This is a genomic window from Azospirillum sp. TSH58 (genome assembly GCF_003119115.1).
Lineage (GTDB): Bacteria > Pseudomonadota > Alphaproteobacteria > Azospirillales > Azospirillaceae > Azospirillum.
Window position 1 is genome coordinate 574,017 of sequence record NZ_CP022367.1, and the last position, 20,976, is coordinate 594,992.

The 20,976-nt window shown below is 71.5% G+C and carries 18 protein-coding genes; 12 read left to right on the top strand and 6 right to left on the bottom strand.

Annotated elements, in window-relative coordinates; translation table 11 throughout:
* Window positions 1–77: 77 nt before the first annotated feature.
* Window positions 78–818, bottom strand: a complete 741-nt coding sequence (locus tag TSH58p_RS24210; RefSeq protein WP_109070452.1) for a cobalt-precorrin-6A reductase — start codon at window positions 816–818, stop codon at window positions 78–80.
* 23 nt (window positions 819–841) lie between these two features.
* On the opposite strand from TSH58p_RS24210, the gene cbiE reads away from it, so the two are divergent.
* From cbiE to cobM, 3 genes are read left to right on the top strand one after another with little or no spacing between them, the layout of a single operon-like run.
* Window positions 842–2,068: a precorrin-6y C5,15-methyltransferase (decarboxylating) subunit CbiE gene (gene cbiE, locus TSH58p_RS24215; RefSeq protein ID WP_109070453.1), complete on the top strand. Its 1,227-nt coding sequence runs from the start codon at window positions 842–844 to the stop codon at window positions 2,066–2,068.
* Window positions 2,065–2,475 carry a cobalamin biosynthesis protein gene (locus TSH58p_RS24220; protein WP_109070454.1) on the top strand — a complete coding sequence of 137 codons (411 nt, stop codon included), beginning with the start codon at window positions 2,065–2,067 and terminating at the stop codon, window positions 2,473–2,475. Before cbiE ends, TSH58p_RS24220 begins: the two co-directional genes overlap by 4 nt.
* On the top strand, window positions 2,472–3,233 hold the full coding sequence (gene cobM / locus TSH58p_RS24225; RefSeq protein WP_109070455.1) for a precorrin-4 C(11)-methyltransferase: 762 nt from the start codon (window positions 2,472–2,474) through the stop codon (window positions 3,231–3,233). Before TSH58p_RS24220 ends, cobM begins: the two co-directional genes overlap by 4 nt.
* Before the next feature lie 53 nt (window positions 3,234–3,286).
* Here cobM and TSH58p_RS24230 read toward each other — a convergent pair whose 3' ends face one another.
* On the bottom strand, window positions 3,287–4,435 hold the full coding sequence (locus TSH58p_RS24230; protein ID WP_247874070.1) for a cobalt-precorrin-5B (C(1))-methyltransferase: 1,149 nt from the start codon (window positions 4,433–4,435) through the stop codon (window positions 3,287–3,289).
* On the opposite strand from TSH58p_RS24230, the gene cobA reads away from it, so the two are divergent.
* Genes cobA through bluB form a run of 3 tightly spaced genes read left to right on the top strand, consistent with a single transcriptional unit; the run spans window position 4,434 to window position 7,235 of the window.
* Entirely contained in the window at window positions 4,434–5,240 is an 807-nt protein-coding gene (gene cobA, locus TSH58p_RS24235) for a uroporphyrinogen-III C-methyltransferase (protein WP_109070456.1), read from the top strand. The genes TSH58p_RS24230 and cobA overlap by 2 nt on opposite strands.
* Window positions 5,233–6,579, top strand: a complete 1,347-nt coding sequence (locus TSH58p_RS24240; RefSeq protein ID WP_247874071.1) for a cobyrinate a,c-diamide synthase — start codon at window positions 5,233–5,235, stop codon at window positions 6,577–6,579. Before cobA ends, TSH58p_RS24240 begins: the two co-directional genes overlap by 8 nt.
* Window positions 6,576–7,235 carry a 5,6-dimethylbenzimidazole synthase gene (gene bluB, locus TSH58p_RS24245; protein WP_109070458.1) on the top strand — a complete coding sequence of 220 codons (660 nt, stop codon included), beginning with the start codon at window positions 6,576–6,578 and terminating at the stop codon, window positions 7,233–7,235. The genes TSH58p_RS24240 and bluB overlap by 4 nt, the downstream gene beginning before the upstream one ends.
* Before the next feature lie 10 nt (window positions 7,236–7,245).
* On the opposite strand, the gene bdcA is transcribed toward bluB, so the two are convergent.
* A complete protein-coding gene (bdcA, locus tag TSH58p_RS24250) occupies window positions 7,246–7,959 on the bottom strand; it encodes an SDR family oxidoreductase (RefSeq protein ID WP_109070459.1) in 714 nt (237 codons plus the stop codon).
* Window positions 7,960–8,032: 73 nt separating this feature from the next.
* Here bdcA and TSH58p_RS24255 point away from each other — a divergent pair, with 73 nt between their 5' ends.
* Together TSH58p_RS24255 and TSH58p_RS24260 are read left to right on the top strand one after the other, a co-directional pair.
* Window positions 8,033–8,632, top strand: coding sequence for a TetR/AcrR family transcriptional regulator (locus tag TSH58p_RS24255; protein WP_247874072.1), 600 nt, complete (start codon window positions 8,033–8,035; stop codon window positions 8,630–8,632).
* 125 nt (window positions 8,633–8,757) lie between these two features.
* A complete protein-coding gene (locus TSH58p_RS24260; protein WP_109070461.1) occupies window positions 8,758–9,207 on the top strand; it encodes a carboxymuconolactone decarboxylase family protein in 450 nt (149 codons plus the stop codon).
* A gap of 24 nt (window positions 9,208–9,231) precedes the next feature.
* Here the strand turns inward: TSH58p_RS24260 and TSH58p_RS24265 are convergent, their stop codons facing one another.
* Complete coding sequence (locus TSH58p_RS24265) at window positions 9,232–10,677, bottom strand: PLP-dependent aminotransferase family protein (protein WP_109070462.1); 1,446 nt, start codon at window positions 10,675–10,677, stop codon at window positions 9,232–9,234.
* Window positions 10,678–11,117: 440 nt separating this feature from the next.
* Between TSH58p_RS24265 and TSH58p_RS24270 the strand changes: the two genes are divergently transcribed.
* Together TSH58p_RS24270 and TSH58p_RS24275 are read left to right on the top strand one after the other, a co-directional pair.
* Window positions 11,118–12,653 (top strand): bifunctional UDP-sugar hydrolase/5'-nucleotidase, encoded by a 1,536-nt coding sequence (locus TSH58p_RS24270; protein WP_109070470.1) that lies wholly within the window; start codon window positions 11,118–11,120, stop codon window positions 12,651–12,653.
* Window positions 12,654–12,660: 7 nt separating this feature from the next.
* Window positions 12,661–15,138 carry an ATP-binding protein gene (locus TSH58p_RS24275; RefSeq protein WP_109070463.1) on the top strand — a complete coding sequence of 826 codons (2,478 nt, stop codon included), beginning with the start codon at window positions 12,661–12,663 and terminating at the stop codon, window positions 15,136–15,138.
* 20 nt (window positions 15,139–15,158) lie between these two features.
* Here the strand turns inward: TSH58p_RS24275 and TSH58p_RS24280 are convergent, their stop codons facing one another.
* Window positions 15,159–15,494: a DUF1491 family protein gene (locus TSH58p_RS24280; protein ID WP_109070464.1), complete on the bottom strand. Its 336-nt coding sequence runs from the start codon at window positions 15,492–15,494 to the stop codon at window positions 15,159–15,161.
* A gap of 66 nt (window positions 15,495–15,560) precedes the next feature.
* On the opposite strand from TSH58p_RS24280, the gene TSH58p_RS24285 reads away from it, so the two are divergent.
* A complete protein-coding gene (locus TSH58p_RS24285) occupies window positions 15,561–17,015 on the top strand; it encodes a tetratricopeptide repeat protein (protein WP_109070465.1) in 1,455 nt (484 codons plus the stop codon).
* Here the strand turns inward: TSH58p_RS24285 and TSH58p_RS24290 are convergent.
* The gene (locus TSH58p_RS24290; protein ID WP_247874073.1) at window positions 16,988–17,206 is read right to left on the bottom strand and encodes a hypothetical protein; all 219 of its coding nucleotides are present in this window, start codon (window positions 17,204–17,206) and stop codon (window positions 16,988–16,990) included. The two genes, TSH58p_RS24285 and TSH58p_RS24290, sit on opposite strands and share 28 nt — an antisense overlap.
* 316 nt (window positions 17,207–17,522) lie before the next feature.
* Between TSH58p_RS24290 and TSH58p_RS24295 the strand changes: the two genes are divergently transcribed.
* Complete coding sequence (locus tag TSH58p_RS24295; protein ID WP_109070466.1) at window positions 17,523–20,939, top strand: flagellar hook-basal body complex protein; 3,417 nt, start codon at window positions 17,523–17,525, stop codon at window positions 20,937–20,939.
* Window positions 20,940–20,976: the final 37 nt, after the last annotated feature.

Sequence of the window (20,976 nt, forward strand, 5' to 3'; positions counted from 1 at the left end):
CCTCCCTAACCCTCCCCCGCTGCGCAGGGGAGGGGATCTCCTCCCCCTGCGCAGCGGGGGGAGGTCGGGAGGGGGGCTCAACTGCCGAATGCCTCCAACCACGCCAACGCCGCCGCCGCTGCGTGCACTTCGGCCACGCCATTACCCTTTGGGCGCTCGACCATCACCACCGGAATGCCCCGGCGGCGCGCGGCCTCCAGCTTCGCCTCGGTCGCGGTGCCGCCGCTGTTCTTGCTGACGACGACCTCCACCCGATGCTTCTCCAGCAAGGCGGTCTCCCCCTCCAGCGTGAAGGGGCCGCGATCGAGGATCAGGCGGTGGTCCGGCAGGTTCGGCACCGGTTCCGGCGGGTCGACGGCGCGGATCAGGTAGCGCTTGTCCGGCACCGCCTCGAAGGCCGCGACCTCCTGCCGGCCGATGGTCAGGAAGACGGTCCCGCCGAGCGGGCGCAGCGCCTCGGCGGCGGCATCCATGTCCGGCACGCCGATCCAGCGGTCGCCCTCGCCCGGTTCCCAGGGCTTGCGGGTCAGCACCAGCAGCGGCACGCCCACCCGCGCGCAGGCCGCCGCGGCGTTGGCGGAGATCTGGTCGGCGAAGGGATGCGTGGCGTCCACCACAGCGCCGATGCCGTTCCCGACGAGATGCGCCGCCAGCCCGTCCACCCCGCCGAAGCCGCCGATGCGGGTCGGCAGGGGCGGCAGCACCGGCTGCTTGGTGCGCCCGGCCAGCGACACCGCCGCGTCGATGCGCGGGTGGCCGCTCAGCAGGCGGGCCAGCGCCGTCGCTTCGGTGGTGCCGCCCAGAATCAGCGCCTTCATGCTTGTCCTCCCTGGAGAACCCCATGAATAGCACGGCCGTGGGGCGTTGGCTGAGCGTCGTCGGCATCGGCGAGGACGGGTGGGACAGTCTGTCACCCGCCGCCCGCGCGCTGGTCGAAGGCGCGGACCTGCTGGCCGGCGGCGCCCGCCATCTGGCGCTGGTGCCGGAAAGCGCCGGACAGGAGCGACTGCCCTGGCCCTCCCCCCTGTCGGACGCCTATCCCGCCCTGCTGGCCCGGCGCGGCCAACGGGTCTGCGTGCTGGCAAGCGGCGACCCGTCCTGGTACGGCATCGGCGCCACCCTGTCGAAACTCGTTCCGGTTGAAGAATTGTCGATCGTTCCGGCCCCGTCATCCTTCAGCCTCGCCGCCGCCCGCCTGGGCTGGCCGCTGCAGGAGTGCGGCACCCTGACCGTGCACGGACGCCCGCTGGAGCTGGTCGTTCCGCATCTGCAACCGGGCGGGCGGCTGCTGGTTCTGTGCTGGGACGGAACGACTCCGGCCAAGCTGGCGGCGCTGCTGGCGGCGCGCGGCTTCGGCCCGTCGCGCCTGACCGCCCTGGAATCCATGGGCGGACCGCGCGAACGCTGCATCGTTGCGACGGCGGACGAGTGGCCGGCGGAGCGCGTGGCCGACCTGAACACGCTGGCGGTGGAGTGCGTCGCCGCCCCCGGCGCCCGCGCCCTGCCCCGCACGCCCGGCCTGCCCGACGACTGGTTCGAGCATGACGGCCAGATCACCAAGCGGGAAATCCGCGCCGTCACCCTGTCCTGGCTGGCCCCGCGCCGCGGCGAGCTGCTGTGGGACGTCGGCGCCGGCTCCGGCTCCATCGGCGTCGAATGGATGCTGAGCGACCCGACGAACCGCGCCATCGCCGTGGAACACAAGGCCGACCGCGCCGCCCGCATCCCCGCCAACGCCGCCGCCTTCGGCGTTCCCGGCCTGGAGCTGGTGCGCGGCAAGGCCCCGGAGGCGCTGAGCGGCTTGCCGGCGCCGGACGCCGTGTTCATCGGCGGCGGGCTGACCAACGACGGGGTGCTGGACGCCTGCTGGTCGGCGCTGAAGCCCGGCGGGCGGATCGTCGCCAACGCCGTGACGCTGGAAAGCGAGGCCATGCTGATCGCCACCCACAAGCGGCTGGGCGGGCAACTGTCGCAGATCGCCGTCAGCCGGGCCGCCCCCATCGGCGGCTTCACCGGCTGGCGCCCGCTGATGCCGGTCACGCTGTGGCTGGCGGAGAAGCCGCTGTGACGGCGGACCGCGTCATCGCGGCGGGCATCGGCTGCCGCACGGGCTGCCCCGGCGACGAGATCGCCGGGCTGCTCCGCGCCGCCTTCGAAGAGGCCGCGCTGGACGAGGCCGCGCGCCGCACCGTGCGACTGGCGGCACCGATGCGCAAGCGCAACGAGGCCGGGGTGGCGGAGGCGGCGCGGCGGCTCGCCCTGCCCCTTCAATTTGTTGACGATTCAGCGTTGGCTGCGGCGCAGGACCGGACACGGACCCGCTCCAGCCGCGTCGAGGCCGCCGTGGGCGTCGCCTCGGTCGCGGAGGCCGCCGCCCTGGCCGCCGCCGGGCCGGGCTCCAGCCTTCTGCTGTCGCGCCGTTCCACCCCGCGCGCCACCTGCGCGCTGGCGATTTCCAGGGAAGTTTCCGCATGACCGTGCATTTCATCGGCGCCGGACCGGGCGCGCCCGACCTGCTGACCCTGCGCGGGCGCGACCTGATCGCGTCCTGCCCGGTCTGCCTCTACGCCGGGTCCCTGGTGCCGAGGGAGATCATCGCCCACGCCCCGCCGGGCGCCCGGATCGTCGACACCGCCCCGCTGACGCTCGACCAGATCGTCGCCGAGTTCAAGGCGGCGCACGCGGCCGGGCAGGACGTGGCGCGGCTGCATTCCGGCGACCTGTCGGTCTACAGCGCGCTCGGCGAGCAGACGCGGGCGCTGCGGGAGCTGGGCATCCCCTACAACATCACGCCCGGCGTGCCGGCCTTCGCGGCCGCGTCGGCCGCGCTGGGGCGGGAACTGACCCTGCCGGAGGTCAGCCAGACGCTGATTTTGACACGGACGGAAGGCCGCGCCTCGGCCATGCCGGCGAACGAGACGCTGGAGGTGCTGGGGCGGTCGGGCGCCACGCTGGCCATCCACCTGTCGATCCACGTCATCGACCGGGTGGTGGAGCGGCTGACCCCGCTCTACGGCGCGGAATGCCCGGCGGCGGTGGTCTACCGGGCGAGCTGGCCGGAGGAGCGGGTGCTGCGCGGCACGCTGGCCGACATCGCCGCCCAGGTGGCGGACTCGCCGATGGAGCGCACCGCCCTGATCCTGGTCGGCCCGGCGCTGGGGGTGGAGGATTTCCGGTGCAGCGCGCTCTACGACGGGTCGCACGTGCGCCGCTACCGGGGGCTGGGCGAGTGAGGGATTCTTGCACCCCCCCTCACCCTAGCCCTCTCCCCGGGGGGGAGAGGGGATCAAGGTCCCGCCCATCCGGAACCGCCGACGATGTTGCCCTGGCGGTCGGTGACCAGCACCTCGACAGCCACGGGGGCGCCGTCGAGCGTGTCCAGCGCCGTGCGCTGGGCCAGCGCCGCCACGCGGTCGGCCAGCGGCAGGCCGGCCTCCTTGGCAATGGCCAGGACGTGCGCGGCGGTGTTGGCGTTGCGGGCCTCCGCCACGCAGTCCGGGGCGGCGCCCAGCTCGGCCATGCGGTCGGCCAGCCAGTCGAGATCGACGCTGCCGCGCTTGGAATGCAGGTCGAGCAGGCCTCGCGCCAGCTTGCCGAACTTGGCGAAGCCGCCGCACAGGGTCAGGCGCGGGATCGGGTGACGGCGCAGATACTTCAGCGTGCCCCCGGCGAAGTCGCCCATGTCGAGCAGCGCATGCTCCGGCAGGCCGTAGCGCGCGGTGACCGCCTTTTCCGAGGTGTCGCCGGTGCAGGCCGCGACATGGCCCAGCCCGGCTGCCCGCGCCACATCGACGCCGCGCTGGATCGAAGCGATCCAAGCCGCACAGGAATAGGGCACGACGATCCCCGTCGTCCCCAGGATCGACAGGCCGCCGAGGATGCCCAGCCGAGGGTTCATGGTGCGGCGGGCCAGCGCCTCCCCGTTCTCCACCGAGATTTCGACAACGACGTCCGGGGCCTCGCCGGCCAACGCGGCGGCCTCCGCGACCGCCCGGCGGATCATGGCGCGGGGCACCGGGTTGATGGCGGGCTCGCCGACCGGGACCGGCAGGCCGGGGCGGGTCACCGTGCCCACCCCCTCGCCCGCGCGGAAGACCACGCCCTGGCCGGGTTCGCCGCGGCTGACGCGGGCGCGGATCAGCGCGCCGTGGGTGACGTCCGGGTCGTCGCCGGCGTCCTTGACCACGCCCGCCGCCGCCCAGCCGTCGCCGCGATCCGTCCAGGCGAGCGCGAAGGCTGGCGTTTGGCCGCCGGGCAGGGTTACCGTCACCGGATCGGGGAAATCGCCGGAGAACAGCGCCCCGCAGGCCGCCCGCGTCGCGGCGGTGGCGCAAGCGCCCGTCGTCCAGCCCCGCCGCAGTGTCCTGCCGTCGCCGGTCCCGTCGCCGCCGACCTCGCCGTCCACACCGTTTTCCGTCGCTGAGTGCTCGTCCATGACCGCAGAGCCGTCGCCCGACTCCCTTTCTCTTCCTTTGGAACTGGCCGACTTCCGGCCCGGCAGCGTGTGGCTGGCGGGGGCTGGCCCCGGCGATCCCGGCCTGCTGACCCTGCTGGCCCTGCAAGGTCTAAGGCAAGCCGACGTGATCGTCCATGACGCGCTGGTCGGTGAACGGATCATGGCGCTGGCGGCGCCCTCGGCAAGGCTGGAGTTCGCGGGAAAGCGCGGCGGCAAGCCCTCCGCCCACCAGGACGACATCACCAACCGCCTGATCGAGCTGGCGCGCGAGGGGCACCGCGTGCTGCGCCTGAAGGGCGGCGACCCCTTCGTGTTCGGGCGCGGCGGCGAGGAGGCTCAGGCGCTGGCCGAGCGGGGCATCCCCTTCCGCATCATTCCCGGCATCACGGCGGGCATCGCCGGCCCGGCCTACGCCGGCATCCCGGCGACCCACCGCACGGCCAACCAGGCGGTGATCCTGGCGACCGGCCACAGCTGCGCGGGCGGGCCGGACTGGAAGGCGCTGGCCGCCACCGGCGCGCCGCTGATCCTCTACATGGCCTGGAAGGGCCTGCCCGGCATCGCCGCGGCGCTGATGGAGGGTGGCCGGTCCGCCGACACGCCGGTCGGCGTGGTGACCGATGCCACGACCGAGCGGCAGCGCGTGCTGGTCACCGCGCTCGGCACCTGCGTCGCCGATCTGGAGGCGAGCGGCATGGAACCGCCGGCCATCATCGTCATCGGCGAGGTGGTGCGGCTGCGCCCCGTGCTCGACTGGCTGCCCAAGGAGGTTCCCCATGGCTGAGGCCCCCATGGCTGAGGTCGCTCCGCGCGGGCTGATCGTCGGAGCGCCGGCGTCGGGCACCGGCAAGACCACCGTCACGCTGGGGTTGCTGGTCGCCTTGAAGGCGCGCGGCCTGCGCGTCGGCGCGGTCAAGGCGGGGCCGGACTACATCGATCCGGCCTTCCATCAGGCGGCGACCGGGCGGCCCAGCGTCAACCTCGACAACTGGGCGATGGGGCCGGACCTTCTGGATTCGCTGGCCCGCCGCGCCGGGGAGGGCACCGACCTGCTGGTCTGCGAGGCGCTGATGGGCCTGTTCGACGGGGTGGCCGGCGTCGGGGCGACCGGCACCGGGGCGACCTCGGAGCTGGCCGCGCGCACCGGCTGGCCGGTGATCCTGGTGGTCAACGCCAAGGGCCAGTCGCAGTCCGCCGCCGCCCTGGTCAAGGGCTTCGCCACCTACCGCGAGGATGTGCGGATCGGCGGTGTGATCCTCAACAACATCGCCAGCCCGCGCCACCTCGCCTTGGCCGGCGGCGCCATCGAGGCGCTGGGCATCCCCGTTCTGGGGTCCCTGCCCCGCACCCCCGACGTGATCCTGCCCGAACGCCATCTGGGCCTGATCCAGGCGGAGGAGACGGCGGACCTGCAGGAGCGTCTTGCGGCGCTGGGCCGCTTCATCGCGCAGCATGTGGACCTGGACCGGGTGGCCGCGCTCGCCGCCCCCTCCCGCGCGCCGGAGGGGAGCTTCGCCCCTGCCCTTCCGCCGCTGGGCCAGCGCATCGCCATCGCGCGGGACGCCGCCTTCACCTTCGTCTACCCGCATCTGCTGGAGGGCTGGCGCGCGGCGGGCGCCGAGGTGACGCATTTCTCGCCCCTGGCCGACGAGGCGCCGCCCGACGACGCGGACGCCGTCTATCTGCCCGGTGGTTATCCGGAACTGCACGCCGGGCAACTCGCCGCCGCCGCGCGCTTCCGCGACGGCATGCACCGCTTCGCCGCGCTCGGGCGGCCGGTCTACGGCGAGTGCGGCGGCTACATGGTGCTGGGCGAGTCGCTGGAGGACGCGGCGGGCACCACCCACCCGATGCTCGGGCTGCTGGGGGTGCGGACCTCCTTCGCCAAGCGCAAGCTGCATCTGGGCTACCGGCGCGCCGTCCTGCTCGGCGACACGCCGCTGGGCCGGGCGGGCACGGCGCTGCGCGGGCACGAGTTCCATTACGCCTCCATCCTCGACCGCGGGGCCGACGAGCCGCTGGTCACCGCCACGGCGGCGGACGGGTCGGACCTCGGGCCGCTCGGCGGGCGGCGGGGCGGCGTCTTCGCCTCCTTCTTCCACGTCATCGCGGCCGACTCATGAGCGGGCACGCCTTCCCGCCGGAGGAGCGCGACGCGCTCTACAAGGCGATCTTCTCCCGCCGCGACGTGCGCGGGCAGTTCGCCCCCGACCCGGTGCCGGAAGACGTGCTGACCCGCGTCCTGACCGCCGCGCACCACGCGCCGTCGGTCGGCTTCATGCAGCCCTGGAACTTCATCGTCGTCCAGGACCCGGCGGTGAAGGCGCGGGTCCACGCCGACTTCACCCAGGCCAACGAGGAGGCCGCCGCCCTCTTCACCGGGGAGCGCAAGGCGCTCTACAGCCGCCTGAAGCTGGAGGGCATCCGCGAGGCGCCGGTCAACCTGTGCATCACCTGCGACCGGGAGCGCTCCGGCCCGGTGGTGCTGGGGCGGACGCACATCCCGACCATGGACCTCTATTCCTGCGTCTGCGCGGTGCAGAATCTCTGGCTGGCCGCGCGGGCGGAAGGGCTGGGCGTCGGCTGGGTCAGCATCCTGCACGAGGACAAGCTGCGCGAGGCGCTGGGCATCCCGGAGCGGATCGTCCCCGTCGCCTATCTCTGCCTCGGCTACGTCAGCCATTTCCACGAGACGCCGGAACTGGAGAAGGCCGGCTGGCGAAACCGGCTTCCCCTTGAGGACCTCGTCTTCCGCGACCGCTGGGGCGGGGAAGAGTAGAACCGCGGCGTCAGGCCCCGAAGCCGCCGTCGATGGTCTGGAACGAGCCGGTGATCATCGCGCCGTGCGGACCGGCGACGAAGGCGGTCAGTTCGGCGACCTCGCTGGCGTGGGCGTGGCGCTTGATCGCCATGAAGCCGTGCATGGCCTCGGCCATCGGACCGTCGGCGGGATTCATGTCGCTGTCGGTCGGCCCCGGCTGGATGGCGTTGACGGTGATCCCGCGATCCCCGAAGTCGCGCGCCAGACCGCGCACCATGCCCTGGACCGCCGCCTTGGTGAGCGCGTAGGCGGCGCCGCCCGCGAAGGGCATGCGGTCGCCGTTCACCGACCCGATGACGATGATGCGCCCCGGCCCGGTCATGTGGCGCGCCGCCTCGACCGCGGCGTGGTAGGGCCCGCGCACGTTGATGTCGATCATGCGGTCCACCGCGTCGGGGTCGAAGGTCAGCGGATCGCCGATCATCGCGACCCCGGCGTTGACGACCAGCACGTCCAGCGCCCCCCGCCCGGCCACCGTGGCGATCACCGCGTCGCGGTCGGCGCTGTCGGTGCGGATCGCCTCGGATCCGGTCTCGGATGCCAGCGCCGCGGCGGCGTCCGGCGAACCGGCGTAGGTGAAGGCGACCTGCCCGCCGCCCGCCGCGAAGCGCTGGACAATGGCCTTGCCGATGCCCCGGCTGCCGCCCAGGACCAGGATGTTCTTGCCCGCGAAGTCGCTCATGATCGGTTCCTTGAATTAATGTAGTGACCGCTATATAAAATCACTCCAGGGCATCGCGCAAGGGTTTTTTATAGTGGTCGCTACAAAAAAATCGGAGCCGCGTGGACGGCGGCGCTCCTTCGACGTGGACGAGGCGGTGGAGACGGCGATGCGGCTGTTCCACGCCCGCGGTTACGACGCGGTCGGCGTGGCCGAGTTGGGCGCCGAACTGGGCATCAAGCCGCCGAGCTTCTACGCCGCCTTCGGCAGCAAGGCCGGGCTGTTCGAACGGGCGCTGCGCCGCTACGCGGCGGGCGAGGCGAACATCTTCGCCAGGGCTCTGGCGGAGGGTGGCGACGTGGCGACGGTGATCGGACGGACGCTGGCGCTCGCCGCGGCGCTCTATCCTGGCCAGAATGGGACGGCGGGGTGCCTCGTGCTCGATGGCGCGCGCAACAGCGCCGACCCGGAAGCTCAGGCCCTGGCCGACGCGCTCAAGCGGGAAGGCCGCACGGCGATCCGTGACTTCATCGCCACCAAGGCGCCGGACCGCGCCGACGCCCTGGCCGATCTGGTGGTGATGGCGATGATGGGGATGTCGGCGGCGGCCCGCGACGGCGCGGACCGCGAAAGGCTGGAGCGGGTAGCCACCATGATGGACCGCGCCTTCCGCCGCGAGTTGGCGGGCGCCTGACCGGTCCCCCCTGCGGAGGATGGTACAGGATTTCCGTCACGTCTTGGTCCTTACGACTGACCGGCGGGCGGTGCAGGATCCGCGGCAGCCGGGAACCTCCCGCATCCCCATTGAGGATCACCGTCATGTCCCCGCGTCTCGACTACCACGCCACCACCCCCGCCGGCATGAAGGCCCTCGCCGGCGCGCACGGCTACGTCAGCCAGTGCGGGCTTCCGGTCACGCTGATCGATCTCGTGTATCTGCGGGTGTCGCAGATCAACGGTTGCGCCTATTGCATCGACCTGCACAGCCGCGATCTGCTGAAGAACGGCGTCACCATCGACAAGCTGGTGCTGGTTCCGGTCTGGCACGAGGCCGAAGCGCTGTTCACCGACCGCGAGCGCGCCGCGCTGCGCTGGGCGGAGACGGTGACGCGGGTGGCCGAAACCGCCGTCCCGGACGCGGAGTTCCAGGCGGTGTCGGCCCACTTCTCCGAAAAGGAGGTGGCCGACCTGACGATCGCCATCGGCCTGATGAACCTCTACAACCGCCTCGCCATCAGCTTCCGCACGGTCCCCGCCGCAGCCCGCTGAGCCCCCTGAGCCCGTTCCGCCGGGTCAGCCGTGCCGCTTCACCAGCTCGACCAACCGGCGGCAGTCGTCGGGCAGGCGCCGCTCCTGCAGGTTGGTGATGCCCAGCAGCAGACCGCGGGGACGGGCGGACTCCGGGCCATCGGCGTACCAGGGCGACAGCGGCACGGGAGCGAGGCCGTCCGCCCGCGCCGCCGCGGCGATGTCGATGTCGCGGCTGCCCGGTGGCAGGACCAGGCGGACCGACAGGCTTCCCGACGCCTCCACCGCCATCGGCGACTCCGCTGCCACAGCGTCGCGCAATGCCGTTAGAAGCGCTTGCTGGCGGGCGGCGTAGAGCCGCTTCATCCGGCGCAGATGTCGGAAATAATGCCCGCTCGCCATGAAGTCCGCGACCGCCCGCTGCATGCCCGCGGCGGGCGCCGGGCACAGGCAGGCGGCGGCCTCGTCGAAGAGACCGGTCAACCCCGGCGGCACCATCAGGAAGCCGAGCCGCAACGCCGGGCTGATCGTCTTGCTGAAGGTGCCGGCGTGCAGCACCCGCCCCTGCCGGTCGAAGGAGGCCAGCGCCGGAGCGGCCCGGCCCTTCAACTGCAGTTCGCTGAGATAGTCGTCCTCGACGATCCACGCCCCGGTCCGCGACGCCCAGTCCAGCAGGGCGAGGCGGCGCTGCAACGTCATGGTCACGCCGAGCGGCGCCTGCTGGCCGGGCGTCACCACGGCCAAACCCGCCGCCGGAGCCCGCGCGATCCCCGCATCCACGTCGATCCCACCGCCATCCGTCGGCACGGGCACCACGGTCATGCCGGCGAGGTGAAGGGCGCGACGGGTCAGGGGAAAGCCGGGCTCCTCCATCCAGGCGGTGGCACCGTCCAGCCGCAAGGCCCTGATCACCATGCCGAGCGCGCCGGAATAGCCCGCCGTGATGAAAATCTGCTCCGGCGTGCAGCGGATGCCGCGGGCGATGGCCAGCACGGCGGCGATCTCGCGCCGCAAATCCGGATGGCCGCAAGGATCGGGATAGCCGACCGGAGCCGCCGCCGCGGCCCGCGCCGCCCGCCCGACGATCCGGGACCACAGCGTGAAGGGAAAGGCGTCCTGCGCCGGCACGCCCATCTGAAAGGGCAGCGGAGTCCGCTCGAAATTGGAAAACAGTTCCGGGAAGGACGGGGCTCGGGCCGGCCCGTCGGGGGACGGTCCCGCCATGGCCCCCTCGGCCACCCGCGTCCCCGCGGCGCCCAGGCCGACCGCGAGCTGTTCGTCGATCAGCCGTTCATAGGCGTCGCGCACCGTCCCGCGGGACACCCCGAGTTGCACGGCCAGATCCCGCCAGGACGGCAATCGCGCCCCACCGGCCAGACGGCCATCGCGGATGGCATCGCGCAGGGCGGCGTGGATCTGCGTGGACAGCGGAACCTTCGCGGTCCGGCTGAGGACGATATCCAGAGTTTCCGGAGGCGGCAGGGCGGGCATGGGCCGAAGGATAACGCAACCGCGCCCTTCCGCAATCCACGGCGCGATCCCCCCGGCGTCACGTCGGCTGCCCCCGGACTCCGGTGCGTCGCGGACGAAAAAAAGGCCGGAGCAACGCTCCGGCCTTGAGTCTAGGGAGGAAACGCCCCGAGAATGGGCTGGCGGAGAATAGGGGCACCCCTTTCGAACTGGTATTACCAATGCGGAATGGGTGCGGTGCAGCATCCGCATAGGCCGAAAATTCCCTGTAAAAAGTATGGCCTTTCGGCAAATCCGATCCGTCCTGGCGTCGCGGGCGTCGCCCCGGCGCGGAACGGGGCGATTTGTCATCCTCGGTACAGCTTCACCGCCGTCGCGCGAACGCGCATAATCCGCCGCGGAACTGGGGGTGCGGCCCGCGGCGGGGATGACCACGCGGACGCTGGATGGGGAACGACGGCATGGGATTCGGCAGGGGCGTCTGGTTGCGCCCGGTGTTTGCGCTGGTTCTCGGAAGTCTGGCCGGCGGGATTTCGGCCTGCGGACCCGCCTGGGCGGACCCCGGCCGCTTCACCATCCTCTACGCCCACAGCACGACCGAGCTGGAGGACGTGCAGGGACGCGGCGGCATCGCCCGGCTCGCCACGCTGGTCCGGCAGGAGCGGGCGGCGGGCGGAACCGTGCTGGTCCTGCATGGCGGGCAGGCGCTCGCGCCCTCCGTCCTGTCCTTCTACGACCAGGGGGCGCACGTCATCGACCTGCTGAACGGGGTCGGCATCGACGCCATGGCGGCGCTGAACCGGGAATTCCATCACGGCGACGACGTGCTGATGACCCGCGCCTTCGAAGCGAACTTCCCCATCGTCGTCTCCAACGCGGCGGACCGCCAGACCGGCAAGCCGCTGGACGGGCTGGAGGACCGGGCGATGCTCAACGCCGGCCCGCTGCGCGTCGGCGTGCTGGCCGCGGCGCCGGCGCGGACGGGGGAGATCACCCGCTCTCCGCGCACGGATTTCCAGCCGCCGGGCCCGGTCCTGGCGCGCAAGGCAAAGGAGCTGCGCAACGCCGGGGCCGATCTGGTGGTGGCGCTGACCGGCGATTCCGGCGGCACCCACCGCGACGTGATCGCCTCCGGCGCCGCCGACATCGTGCTCTACCAGGACCGCGGGCGCGTGGTCGCCGTGGACTACGACGGCAAGACCCTGAACGCGACGGTCGAGCCGCAGGCCGCCTGGGTGCTGGCCTTGGACATCACCGCCGAGAAGGTGACCAGGGGCGACGCCACGCGCACCGTGTGGAGCAGCGGCGTGCGCGCCATCGACACCGCCACCCTGGCGCCGGATCCGGCGCTGGACGCGCAGGCCAAGGCCTACCGCGCGCGGCTGGACAGCATGCTGGGCATGCAGGTGGGCCGGCTGGACACGCCCATCGACACGCGGCGCGAGGTGGTGCGGGCCAGCGAGAACGCCTTCGCCAACACCGTCGCCGATTCGCTGCGCGAGGCGATGGAGGCCGACGTGGCGCTGATCAACGGGGGCTCCTTCCGCGGCGACCGCGCCTACGCGGCGGGCACGGTGTGGACGCGCCGCGACATCCAGACCGAGTTCCCCTTCCACGACACCGCCGTGCTGATCGAGGTCACCGGGCAGCAGCTGCGCGACGCGCTGGAGTTCGGCTTCTCCGGAATCGAGCAGCTGCAGGGCCGCTTTCCGCACCTGTCCAACGCCCGAGTCACCGTCGACGCGTCGCGACCGCCCGGCCAGCGGGTGGTGGCGCTGACGGTGGGCGGCAAGCCGGTGGAGCCGGCGGCGCGCTTCCGGCTGGCCACCGGCAGCTATCTCGCCAACGGCGGGGACGGCTATGCGATGCTGTCCACCGCCCCGCGGCTGGTGGACGACCGGGACGCCGATTTCGTCTCGACCATCCTCGCCGGACGGATCGCCCGCACGGGCTCCTTCGCGCCGCAGCTCGACGGCCGCCTGACGGTCCAGCGGTAACCTCAGAATGGACGCGACGGTCACGAAGCCCCCCACCGACCGCAGCGCCGCCGCGGCATCCCTGCCCCGGCGGCGGCGCGCGCGGGCCGGCATCGTGCTGCGCATCTCCATCGGCCTGACCATCATGACGATGCTGGTCCTGCTGGTCGGCGTCGTGTCGCTGTCCTCCTTCCAGCTGTTCCGGGGGGAGGTGTCGGTCCTTTCCTCCACCACCCTGCCGAAGGTCATCACCAGCGCGGAGCTGCGCGGCTCGCTCCAGAAGCTGGTCGCCCGCCTGCCCGTCCTGGCCGGGTCGGCCACCACCCCGCAGCGCCGGTCCATCTACGACGAACTCATCAGCGAGCTGGAGTTCCTGAGCAAGCTGGTCGAGCGCATGCGGGACCTCCACCAGCAGGGCGAGCCGGTGGGCGACGGTGACGGCGACGAGCTGCGGCTTCTGGAACAGGCCCAGTCCACCCTGCTGATCCTGGCGGCGACGGTGGCCGACCTGAACGCGGAGGTCGACCGGCAGATCGAGGCCGGCGCCCGTCAGGCGGAGGCGATCCGCGCGCTGGCCCAGCTCGCCGACGCGCTGGAACGCCTGCCAGGGGCGGAGCCGGGAACCGGAACGGCCGCGGCGGCGCCCGGCGGGGGCGGGATGCTGGGCGCCTGGGCGGTGCGGGCGGGCGCGCTGATGGCGCGGGCCGCCGGGGCGATGCAGACCGACCATCTCAACCGGCTGCGCGTGGAGCGCCGCAACGCCGAGCACACGCTGGCCGAGCTGGGCCGTCTGGCCGCCGCCACGCCCGAGCCGGAGGGCTCCGCCATGGAGCGCATCCGGGCCGACCTCGCCGCGATCCTGGTGGCGCCGGGCGGGCTGTTCGACAGCTCCGCCGAGCGGCTGCAGGCGCGCAACCGCGCCCAGGCGCTGTCCGGCCAGTCGCGGGTCCTGGTGGAGACGGTGGACCGCTTCACGCTGGCCCTGTTCGACGCCATCCACGACCAGTCCACCGACCGCACCGGCGATCTGGCGGCGATGATCCAGGAGCGCTCGCGCATGGTGATGGTGCTGGGCGGCGCCTCCATCCTGCTGGCCATCCTGGTCCATCTGTTCTTCCGGCGCTTCCTGACCTCGCGGCTGGTCGCCCTGAACGGCGCCGTTCTGGCCCGGCTGTCCGGCAGCGACGCGACGGTGCCGGTGGAGGGCAACGACGAGATCACCGACATCGCCGCCTCCATCCGCTACTTCATCGACGAGATCGACCGGCGCCAGATGGATCTGGCCGACAACGAGCGGCGCTTCCGCGACCTCGTCGAAGGCTCCATCCAGGGAATCATCATCCACCGCGATTTCCGCCCGCTCTACGCCAACGACGCCTTCCTGCAGATCCTGGGCAGCAGCCTGGACCGGGCGCTGCGGGTGCGTTCGGTGCTCGACTTCATCGCGGAGGACAGCCGGCCGCTGGTCGAGGACAACTACCGGCACATCGTCGCCACCGGCCTGCCCAGCGAGCGGCGGCGGCTGCGCGCCCGCCGGCTCGACGGGTCGGAGCGCTGGATCGAGCTGACCAGCCGCCGCATCGACTGGAAGGGGGAGACCGCCGTCCAGTCCATCGTCGTCGACGTGACCCGCGAGGTCGAGGCGGAGGCGGCGCTGCGCCGGTCCCGCGACGCGGCCGAACAGGCGCTGCGCGAGTTGAAGGAGACCCAGGCCAGCCTGATCCAGGCGGAAAAGATGGCCTCGCTCGGCCAGCTCGTCGCCGGGGTCGCGCACGAGGTCAACACGCCCATCGGCATCACCATCACCGGCGCCTCGCAGCTTGCCGTGCAGTTCGAGGAGCTGGCCCGCCAGATCGCCGCCGGGGCGATCAAGAAGTCGGAGTTCCAGCGCTTCCTGGCCGACGGCGGCGAGATGGCCCGGCTGATCCTGTCCAACAGCATGCGCGCCGCCGATCTGGTGCAGAGCTTCAAGATGGTCGCGGTGGACCAGTCGAGCGACGAGCGCCGCCGGTTCGAGCTGAAGACCTACATCGGCGAACTGCTGCGCAGCCTGCGCCCGGCCTACAAGGACGTGGCCGGCCTGGACATCGCGGTGGACAGCCCGGACGAGCTGGAGCTGGACGGTTATCCCGGCGCGCTGTCGCAGATCCTGACCAACCTCGTCCTCAACGCGCTGACCCACGCCTTCACGCCGCACCATCCGGGCCGGCTGACCATCGCCGCCCGCCTGCTGCCGCAGGATCAGGTGGAGCTGACGGTGGCCGACAACGGGCTGGGCATCCCGTCGGACATCCTGCCGAAGATCTTCGACCCCTTCTTCACCACCCGCCGGGGCAGCGGGGGCAGCGGTCTGGGGCTGCACATCGTCTACAACCTCGTCACCGGCACGCTGCGCGGCACCATCACGGTGCAGAGCATTCCCGGCGAGGGCACCCGCTTCATCCTGCGCTTCCCCCGCGTCACGCCGACGGCGGGGGCAACGGTGGGAAAGGCGGAACTGGTGTGATCCGGCGCCGCTCCGGGGAGCTATCCGCGCACCTCGCCCTCGAACCAGTGGCGACCCTTGCGGTCCTCCACCTCGATCACCCAGACGTCGGGATCGTAGCGGGTCTGGCGGGCGATGTAGGCGTCGGCCGTCGCCTCGTCCACCGGATCGGCGCCGGTGCCGCGGGACCAGCGCAGCCGCTCCTCCTCGCGCACCTGGACCAGGACGCTGAAGGTCCGGTCCAGCCGGTTCAATTTCAGGATGACCGTGCCGCGGCTGGGGTCCCCCTTGCGCAGAACCATCATCGTGACGCCCTCCGCATCGGCGGCGCGGATGTGCGCCATCACCCAGAGATGCGTCGGCAGACGGTCGTCCATGGAAATCCTCGATCCGGAAAGGTCCGGGGGCTCGCCTTCCGCAAGGCCCCGGTGTAGACAACGGGCATGGCGACACTCCTGGACGTTCTCGACGCCGCCGTCAACCACCACATGGCCGGGCGCCTCGCCGAGGCGGCGCAGGACTACCGCGTCGTGCTGGCGGTGGAGCCGGCGCAGCCCGACGCCCTGCATCTGCTCGGCGTGGCGGAGGCCCAGCGCGGCGCCCACGCCGCCGCCGCGGCGCTGATCGCCCGCTCGCTGCGGCTCCGCCCCGACGCGGCGTCGCCCTGGGCGAACCTCGGCGGTGCCCTGCGCGCGCTCGGAGCGGCGGAGCGGGCCGACGCCGCGCTGGCCCGCGCCCTGGCCCTCGACCCGGCTTTGCCCGACGCCCTGACGAACCTGGGTTCGGTGCGCCACGCGCTGGCCGACCACCCCGCCGCGCTGGCCTGGCTGGAGCGCGCGGAGCGGAGGCGGCCCGGCCATCCGGACACCGCGCTCAACCGGGGCGTCGTGCTGCGCGACGCGCGACGCTTCGCGGAGTCCGACGCCTGCCTGGACGCCCTGCTGGCCGCGCGGCCCGACCACACCGACGCACATCTGGCGCGCGCCGTCGGCCGGCTGGTGCGGGGCGACCTGAAGGCCGGATGGGACGAATTCGAGTGGCGCCCGCGTCGCCTGCCCGCCCCGCCCTGGGCCGGGGAGCCGCTGGACGGCCGGCGCATCCTCCTGCACGCCGAGCAGGGATTCGGCGACACCATCCAGTTCGCCCGCTACGCCCCGCTGGTGGCCCGCGCCGGGGGCCGGGTGATCCTGGACGTGCACCCGCTGCAATTCCGTCTGCTGCGCTCGCTGGGACCGGAGATCCAGGTGCTGGTGCGCGGCCCCGCCCCGGCGCCGCACGACCTCCACTGCCCGCTGATGAGCCTGCCCCGCGCCTTCGGCACCGAGCTGGCGAGCATCCCCGCCCCACCCGCCTACCTCGCCGCCGAACCGGACGAGGTGGCGCGCTGGGGCCGCCGGATCGCCGAGGTTGACACGCGAACGGCGTCCGGGCCACGCGTCGGCCTCGTCTGGGCGGGCAACCCGAACCACCGCAACGACCGCAACCGCTCCATCCCCGCCGACCGGCTGGCCCCGCTCCTCGACACGCCGGGCCTGCGCCTGTTCAGCCTGCAGACCGGCGACGCGACGGCGGCCCGGCCCGCCGCCCTGCCCGACCTGACCGCGGGCATCCGCGACTTCGCCGACAGCGCGGCCATCCTGGCGAATCTGGACCTCGTCATCGCGGTCGACACGGCGACCATCCATCTGGCGGGCGCGCTCGGCGTGCCGGCGTGGTTGCTTCTCCCCTACGCGCCGGACTGGCGCTGGCTGCTCGACCGTACGGACAGCCCCTGGTACCCGTCGCTGCGCCTGTTCCGCCAGCCCCGCCCCGGCGACTGGGACAGCGTCCTGCGCACCGTCGCCGCGGAGCTGGAGCGCTTCGCCGCCGCTCAGTTGGCGCCGCAGAAACAGTCGTAGGGGTCGTCCCCGCTCCAGGCCGGGCGAGAGCTTGCAACCGGCAGCGCCGGCATCTCCGCCGCCAGCAGGGTGGCGTTGAAGGCGGCCACATCGAAGGGCTGCGGATCCGGGCGATCGAAGCGGAGCGGCGCGCCGCTCAGCGCGTGCCCCAGAAGGGCCGCCCCCAGCAACGGTATCAGAAGTTGCTCCACACGGTCCAAGCCGCCCTCCTCCGGCGGCCCCACCGCCGGCGTGCATCCCGTTTCCTCTCCCCCCGTTCTAGCCCAGCCTCCGCCCGGCCACGCCCTGTCCTTAGGTCATAGCGACCGGACGGGAGCTTTCTTCCCTCTCCCCGTCCCGGACGCTAGGCCAATTTTTCCCAGCACGCGGCAAAAAGGGGGACGGCGCGACTGCCCCAATTGATTTTTATTGAAAATCAACGCGTTATCGACATCCACGAAGTTGGCATCGTCCTTGCTTACCCGAATGGCAACGATTTTTGCCCTTTCCGCGTGGAGATCCCTGGCCATGAGCATCTTCGGTTCGATGACCACCGCCGTCCTCGGCCTGAGCGCGCAGTCGAAGGCCCTCGGTCACATCTCTGACAACATCGCCAACGCCTCGACGGTCGGCTACAAGCGGGTCAACACGGCCTTCGAGACGCTGGTGCTCCAGTCCAACGAGCGGTTGCACGCGCCGGGCGGCGTGACGGCGGCGCCGGTCTTCATGAACAACATCCAGGGCAACCTGACCCAGGTGCAGAGCCCGACCAACGCCGCCATCCAGGGCCAGGGCTTCTTCAGCGTGTCCAAGCTCAGCCGCGGCCTGACCGGCCCCGGCCAGCAGGGGGAGACGGTGCAGACCCAGACCGGCACGCTGAACGCCGACAACGTCTATTACACCCGCGTCGGCGACTTCGAGCTGGACAAGAACCGCTATCTGGTGAACAGCGCCGGCTTCGCGCTGAACGGCTGGATCGTCGACGACGTGACCGGCCAGCTGAAGAAGGACGTGGTGCAGCCGCTCCAGGTCAACACCCTGACCGACAAGCCGCAGTCGACCAACAGCATCACGCTGGGCGCCAACCTGCCGGCCACCCCGACGCCCGGCGTGCCGATCCCGTCCTCCAGCATTCAGGTCTACGACACCCAGGGCAACGCCCGGACCATCCAGTTCAACTGGCGCCAGGACGCCGCCAACGCGTGGCGCCTGGGCATCGAGGCGCCGGGCAGCTCGACCCAGCCGGTGGCCGGTTCCTTCACCGGCGGCGCCGCCTCCATGGCGGCGGGCAGCCAGGTGTCCGGCGTGACCCCGGTGGCCCAGGTCAGCCAGGTCCTGGTCAACGGCACGACCACCGTCCCGCCCTCCTCGGTCACGGTGAGCGGCCGCACCAACTACTATCCGGACGGCACATCGCAGGACAACATCCGGATCGGTGACACCTACACCCTGAACTTCAACGGGTCTTCCGTGACGGTCGCGGTGACCGCCGCGAACATCGCCAGCTTCCCGAATTACTCGGACGTGGCGAACGCGCTGGCCAGCGCGGTCAACGCGATGGTGCCGGCGCCCTACACTGCCGAGATCGACAGCAGCGACCCACGCAAAATCCTGGTGAAAAAGCTGGACGGCTCTCCGGTCGAGGTCAGCGGCAGCTTCTCCAACTCCGCGCCGCAGCTCAGCACGGTCAGCGGCCCCTCGACCAATCTGACCGGCTCGGTCAGCGGCGATCAGCGCAGCACCTTCACCTTCTCCACCGCCGCCATCGACGTGGGTGACGAGTTCCGCATCACCGTGGCGGGCAAAGAGTTCAAGACGCGCGTCACCTCGGCCAACATCGGCGCGCTGGGCAACATCAACGGCGTGGTCGCCGATCTGGCGAGCCAGATCAACGGTGCCGTGCCGCCACTGGGCATCAACGCTCTGATCGGCACGGCCACGGTGCCGGCGGGAACCGCCAACCAGCTCGTGCTGGACGGAACGGCCGCGACACAGACCTTTACGGCCAGCTACGGCGTGACCAACGCCGACAGCCGCAAGAACGACGTCGTCGCTTCGTCGCCGGTGGACTTTACGGCGGCCACGGCGACCCCCATTCAGGTAGCCACCGCCGCCTTGCCCGAAATCACTCAGGTTTCCTTCCCCACGGCGGCAACCCTGAAAGTGCCGGACCAGTACGTCGTCAATGTGCTGGGCACCGAGTTCAAGACCACGGTCTCCTACTCGAACATCAACACGCTGAGCGACATGAAAGGCGTCGTCAACGATCTGATGACGCAGATCAACAACGCTGGTCTTGCCGTGGGGGCCACGGTCAACAGCGCGGGTGATCTGGTGCTGACCGGGACCACGAATGGCACGGCGCTGAACGTCAGCGGCAACAAACTGGACATCACCGGCACGGACAACGTGCGGGTGGGCGACAGCTACACCGTGCGGGTCGACGGCGTGCCTTACGCGGTCTCGGTGACCGCCGACAACATCCTGACCATGGGGACCTACGGCGGGATCGCCAACGCGCTGGCCGCCCAGATCAACTCCGCCCGGCCGCAAGCACCGGTCATCGCGTCGGTGGTGAATTCGCAGTTGCAGGTCACCGCCCGCAACCCCGGCACGCCCTTCAAGATCGACCAGGAATACACCTCGGGCGCGGCCTCCAACAACCAGGTGAACGGCCCGACGATCAGCGCGCCGACGGACTCGCGCGGTCAGCGCCAGGAATTCTCCTACCCGCAGACGCAGATCGACATCGGCGACGTCTATTCGGTGTCGATCGACGGCACGCCGATCTCGGTGAAGGTGGACAAGTCCAACTACGGCAACTTCCAGGACATCAACGGCGTCCTGCAGGAGCTGGCCAACCGCGTCAACGCCGCCAACCTGAACGTCGTCGCCACCTCGACCGGCGGCCGGCTGACCCTCACCCACAACACCTCGACCACCGGCAAGTTCGAGGCGAAGGCCAGCATCCAGAACGCCACCGGCAGCTCCGGCACGCTGACCGCCTCCACCACCACCTCAAACGTGGCTGGGGTGCGGCAGTCGGAATCGGTGACCCTGACCGGCACGCCGGGCGACAAGGACGCCGAATACACGGTCATCGTCAACGGCTCGCCGATCACCTACCGGACGACGGGTGAGGAGACCTCGATGGAGACCATCGCGGCCAGCCTCGCCAATCTGGTGAACAAGAACACCTCCCTGCCGGTGACCGCCAGCGCCGAGGGCAGCGTGCTGAAGCTCGTCGCCAAGTCGGCGAGCGGCACCGCCGCCGACCAGTTCACGCTGGAAACCGCCGCCCAGGCCGGCACCACCCCCGCGCATGTCCTGCTGAACTTCGGCACCGATCCCGGCAACGTCGGCACCATCACCAGCGTCAGCACGGCCAAGGTCGGCACCGGCACGGCGGTGACCTCCGCCAACCAGGGCCTGGGAGCGGACGCCAACGTGACCTTCACGGTGGATTACGGCTTCGGCCCGCAGCAGATCACCCTGAACCTCGGCCAGATCGGCAAGTCGGGCGGCGTCACCCAGTTCGCCGGCAGCGAGATCAACGTGCGCGAGCTGGTGCAGGACGGTGCCTCGCGCGGGCAGTACAAGGAGGTGGTCTACGGCGACAACGGCGACGTGATCGTCAATTACGACAACGGCCGCAGCCGCACCATCGGGCGCATTCCCGTGGTCACCTTCAACAACCCCAACGCCCTGCAGCGCGAGGCCGGCGGCGTCTACATCGAGACGGACGACGGCGGCCGGCCGAACTTCAACGACCCCGACACCAACGGGGCCGGCGCGGTGGTCGCGAACAGCGTGGAGTCCTCCAACGTGGACATCGCGGACGAGTTCACCAAGCTGATCGTCACCCAGCGCACCTACTCCGCCAACACCAAGATCGTCACGACCTCCGACGAGATGCTCCAGGAAGTCCTCGGGCTGAAGCGCTAAGCGCGGTTCCGATCCGGCGGGCGGCCGCGTGATCCGC

Coding starts and splice junctions, on each gene's coding strand:
- TSH58p_RS24210 (WP_109070452.1), bottom strand. CDS start 818: ATGAAGGCGCTGATTCTGGGCGGCACCACCGAAGCGACGGCGCTGGCC.
- cbiE (WP_109070453.1), top strand. CDS start 842: ATGAATAGCACGGCCGTGGGGCGTTGGCTGAGCGTCGTCGGCATCGGC.
- cobM (WP_109070455.1), top strand. CDS start 2,472: ATGACCGTGCATTTCATCGGCGCCGGACCGGGCGCGCCCGACCTGCTG.
- cobA (WP_109070456.1), top strand. CDS start 4,434: ATGACCGCAGAGCCGTCGCCCGACTCCCTTTCTCTTCCTTTGGAACTG.
- TSH58p_RS24230 (WP_247874070.1), bottom strand. CDS start 4,435: ATGGACGAGCACTCAGCGACGGAAAACGGTGTGGACGGCGAGGTCGGC.
- TSH58p_RS24240 (WP_247874071.1), top strand. CDS start 5,233: ATGGCTGAGGCCCCCATGGCTGAGGTCGCTCCGCGCGGGCTGATCGTC.
- bluB (WP_109070458.1), top strand. CDS start 6,576: ATGAGCGGGCACGCCTTCCCGCCGGAGGAGCGCGACGCGCTCTACAAG.
- bdcA (WP_109070459.1), bottom strand. CDS start 7,959: ATGAGCGACTTCGCGGGCAAGAACATCCTGGTCCTGGGCGGCAGCCGG.
- TSH58p_RS24260 (WP_109070461.1), top strand. CDS start 8,758: ATGTCCCCGCGTCTCGACTACCACGCCACCACCCCCGCCGGCATGAAG.
- TSH58p_RS24265 (WP_109070462.1), bottom strand. CDS start 10,677: ATGCCCGCCCTGCCGCCTCCGGAAACTCTGGATATCGTCCTCAGCCGG.
- TSH58p_RS24270 (WP_109070470.1), top strand. CDS start 11,118: ATGGGATTCGGCAGGGGCGTCTGGTTGCGCCCGGTGTTTGCGCTGGTT.
- TSH58p_RS24275 (WP_109070463.1), top strand. CDS start 12,661: ATGGACGCGACGGTCACGAAGCCCCCCACCGACCGCAGCGCCGCCGCG.
- TSH58p_RS24280 (WP_109070464.1), bottom strand. CDS start 15,494: ATGGACGACCGTCTGCCGACGCATCTCTGGGTGATGGCGCACATCCGC.
- TSH58p_RS24285 (WP_109070465.1), top strand. CDS start 15,561: ATGGCGACACTCCTGGACGTTCTCGACGCCGCCGTCAACCACCACATG.
- TSH58p_RS24295 (WP_109070466.1), top strand. CDS start 17,523: ATGAGCATCTTCGGTTCGATGACCACCGCCGTCCTCGGCCTGAGCGCG.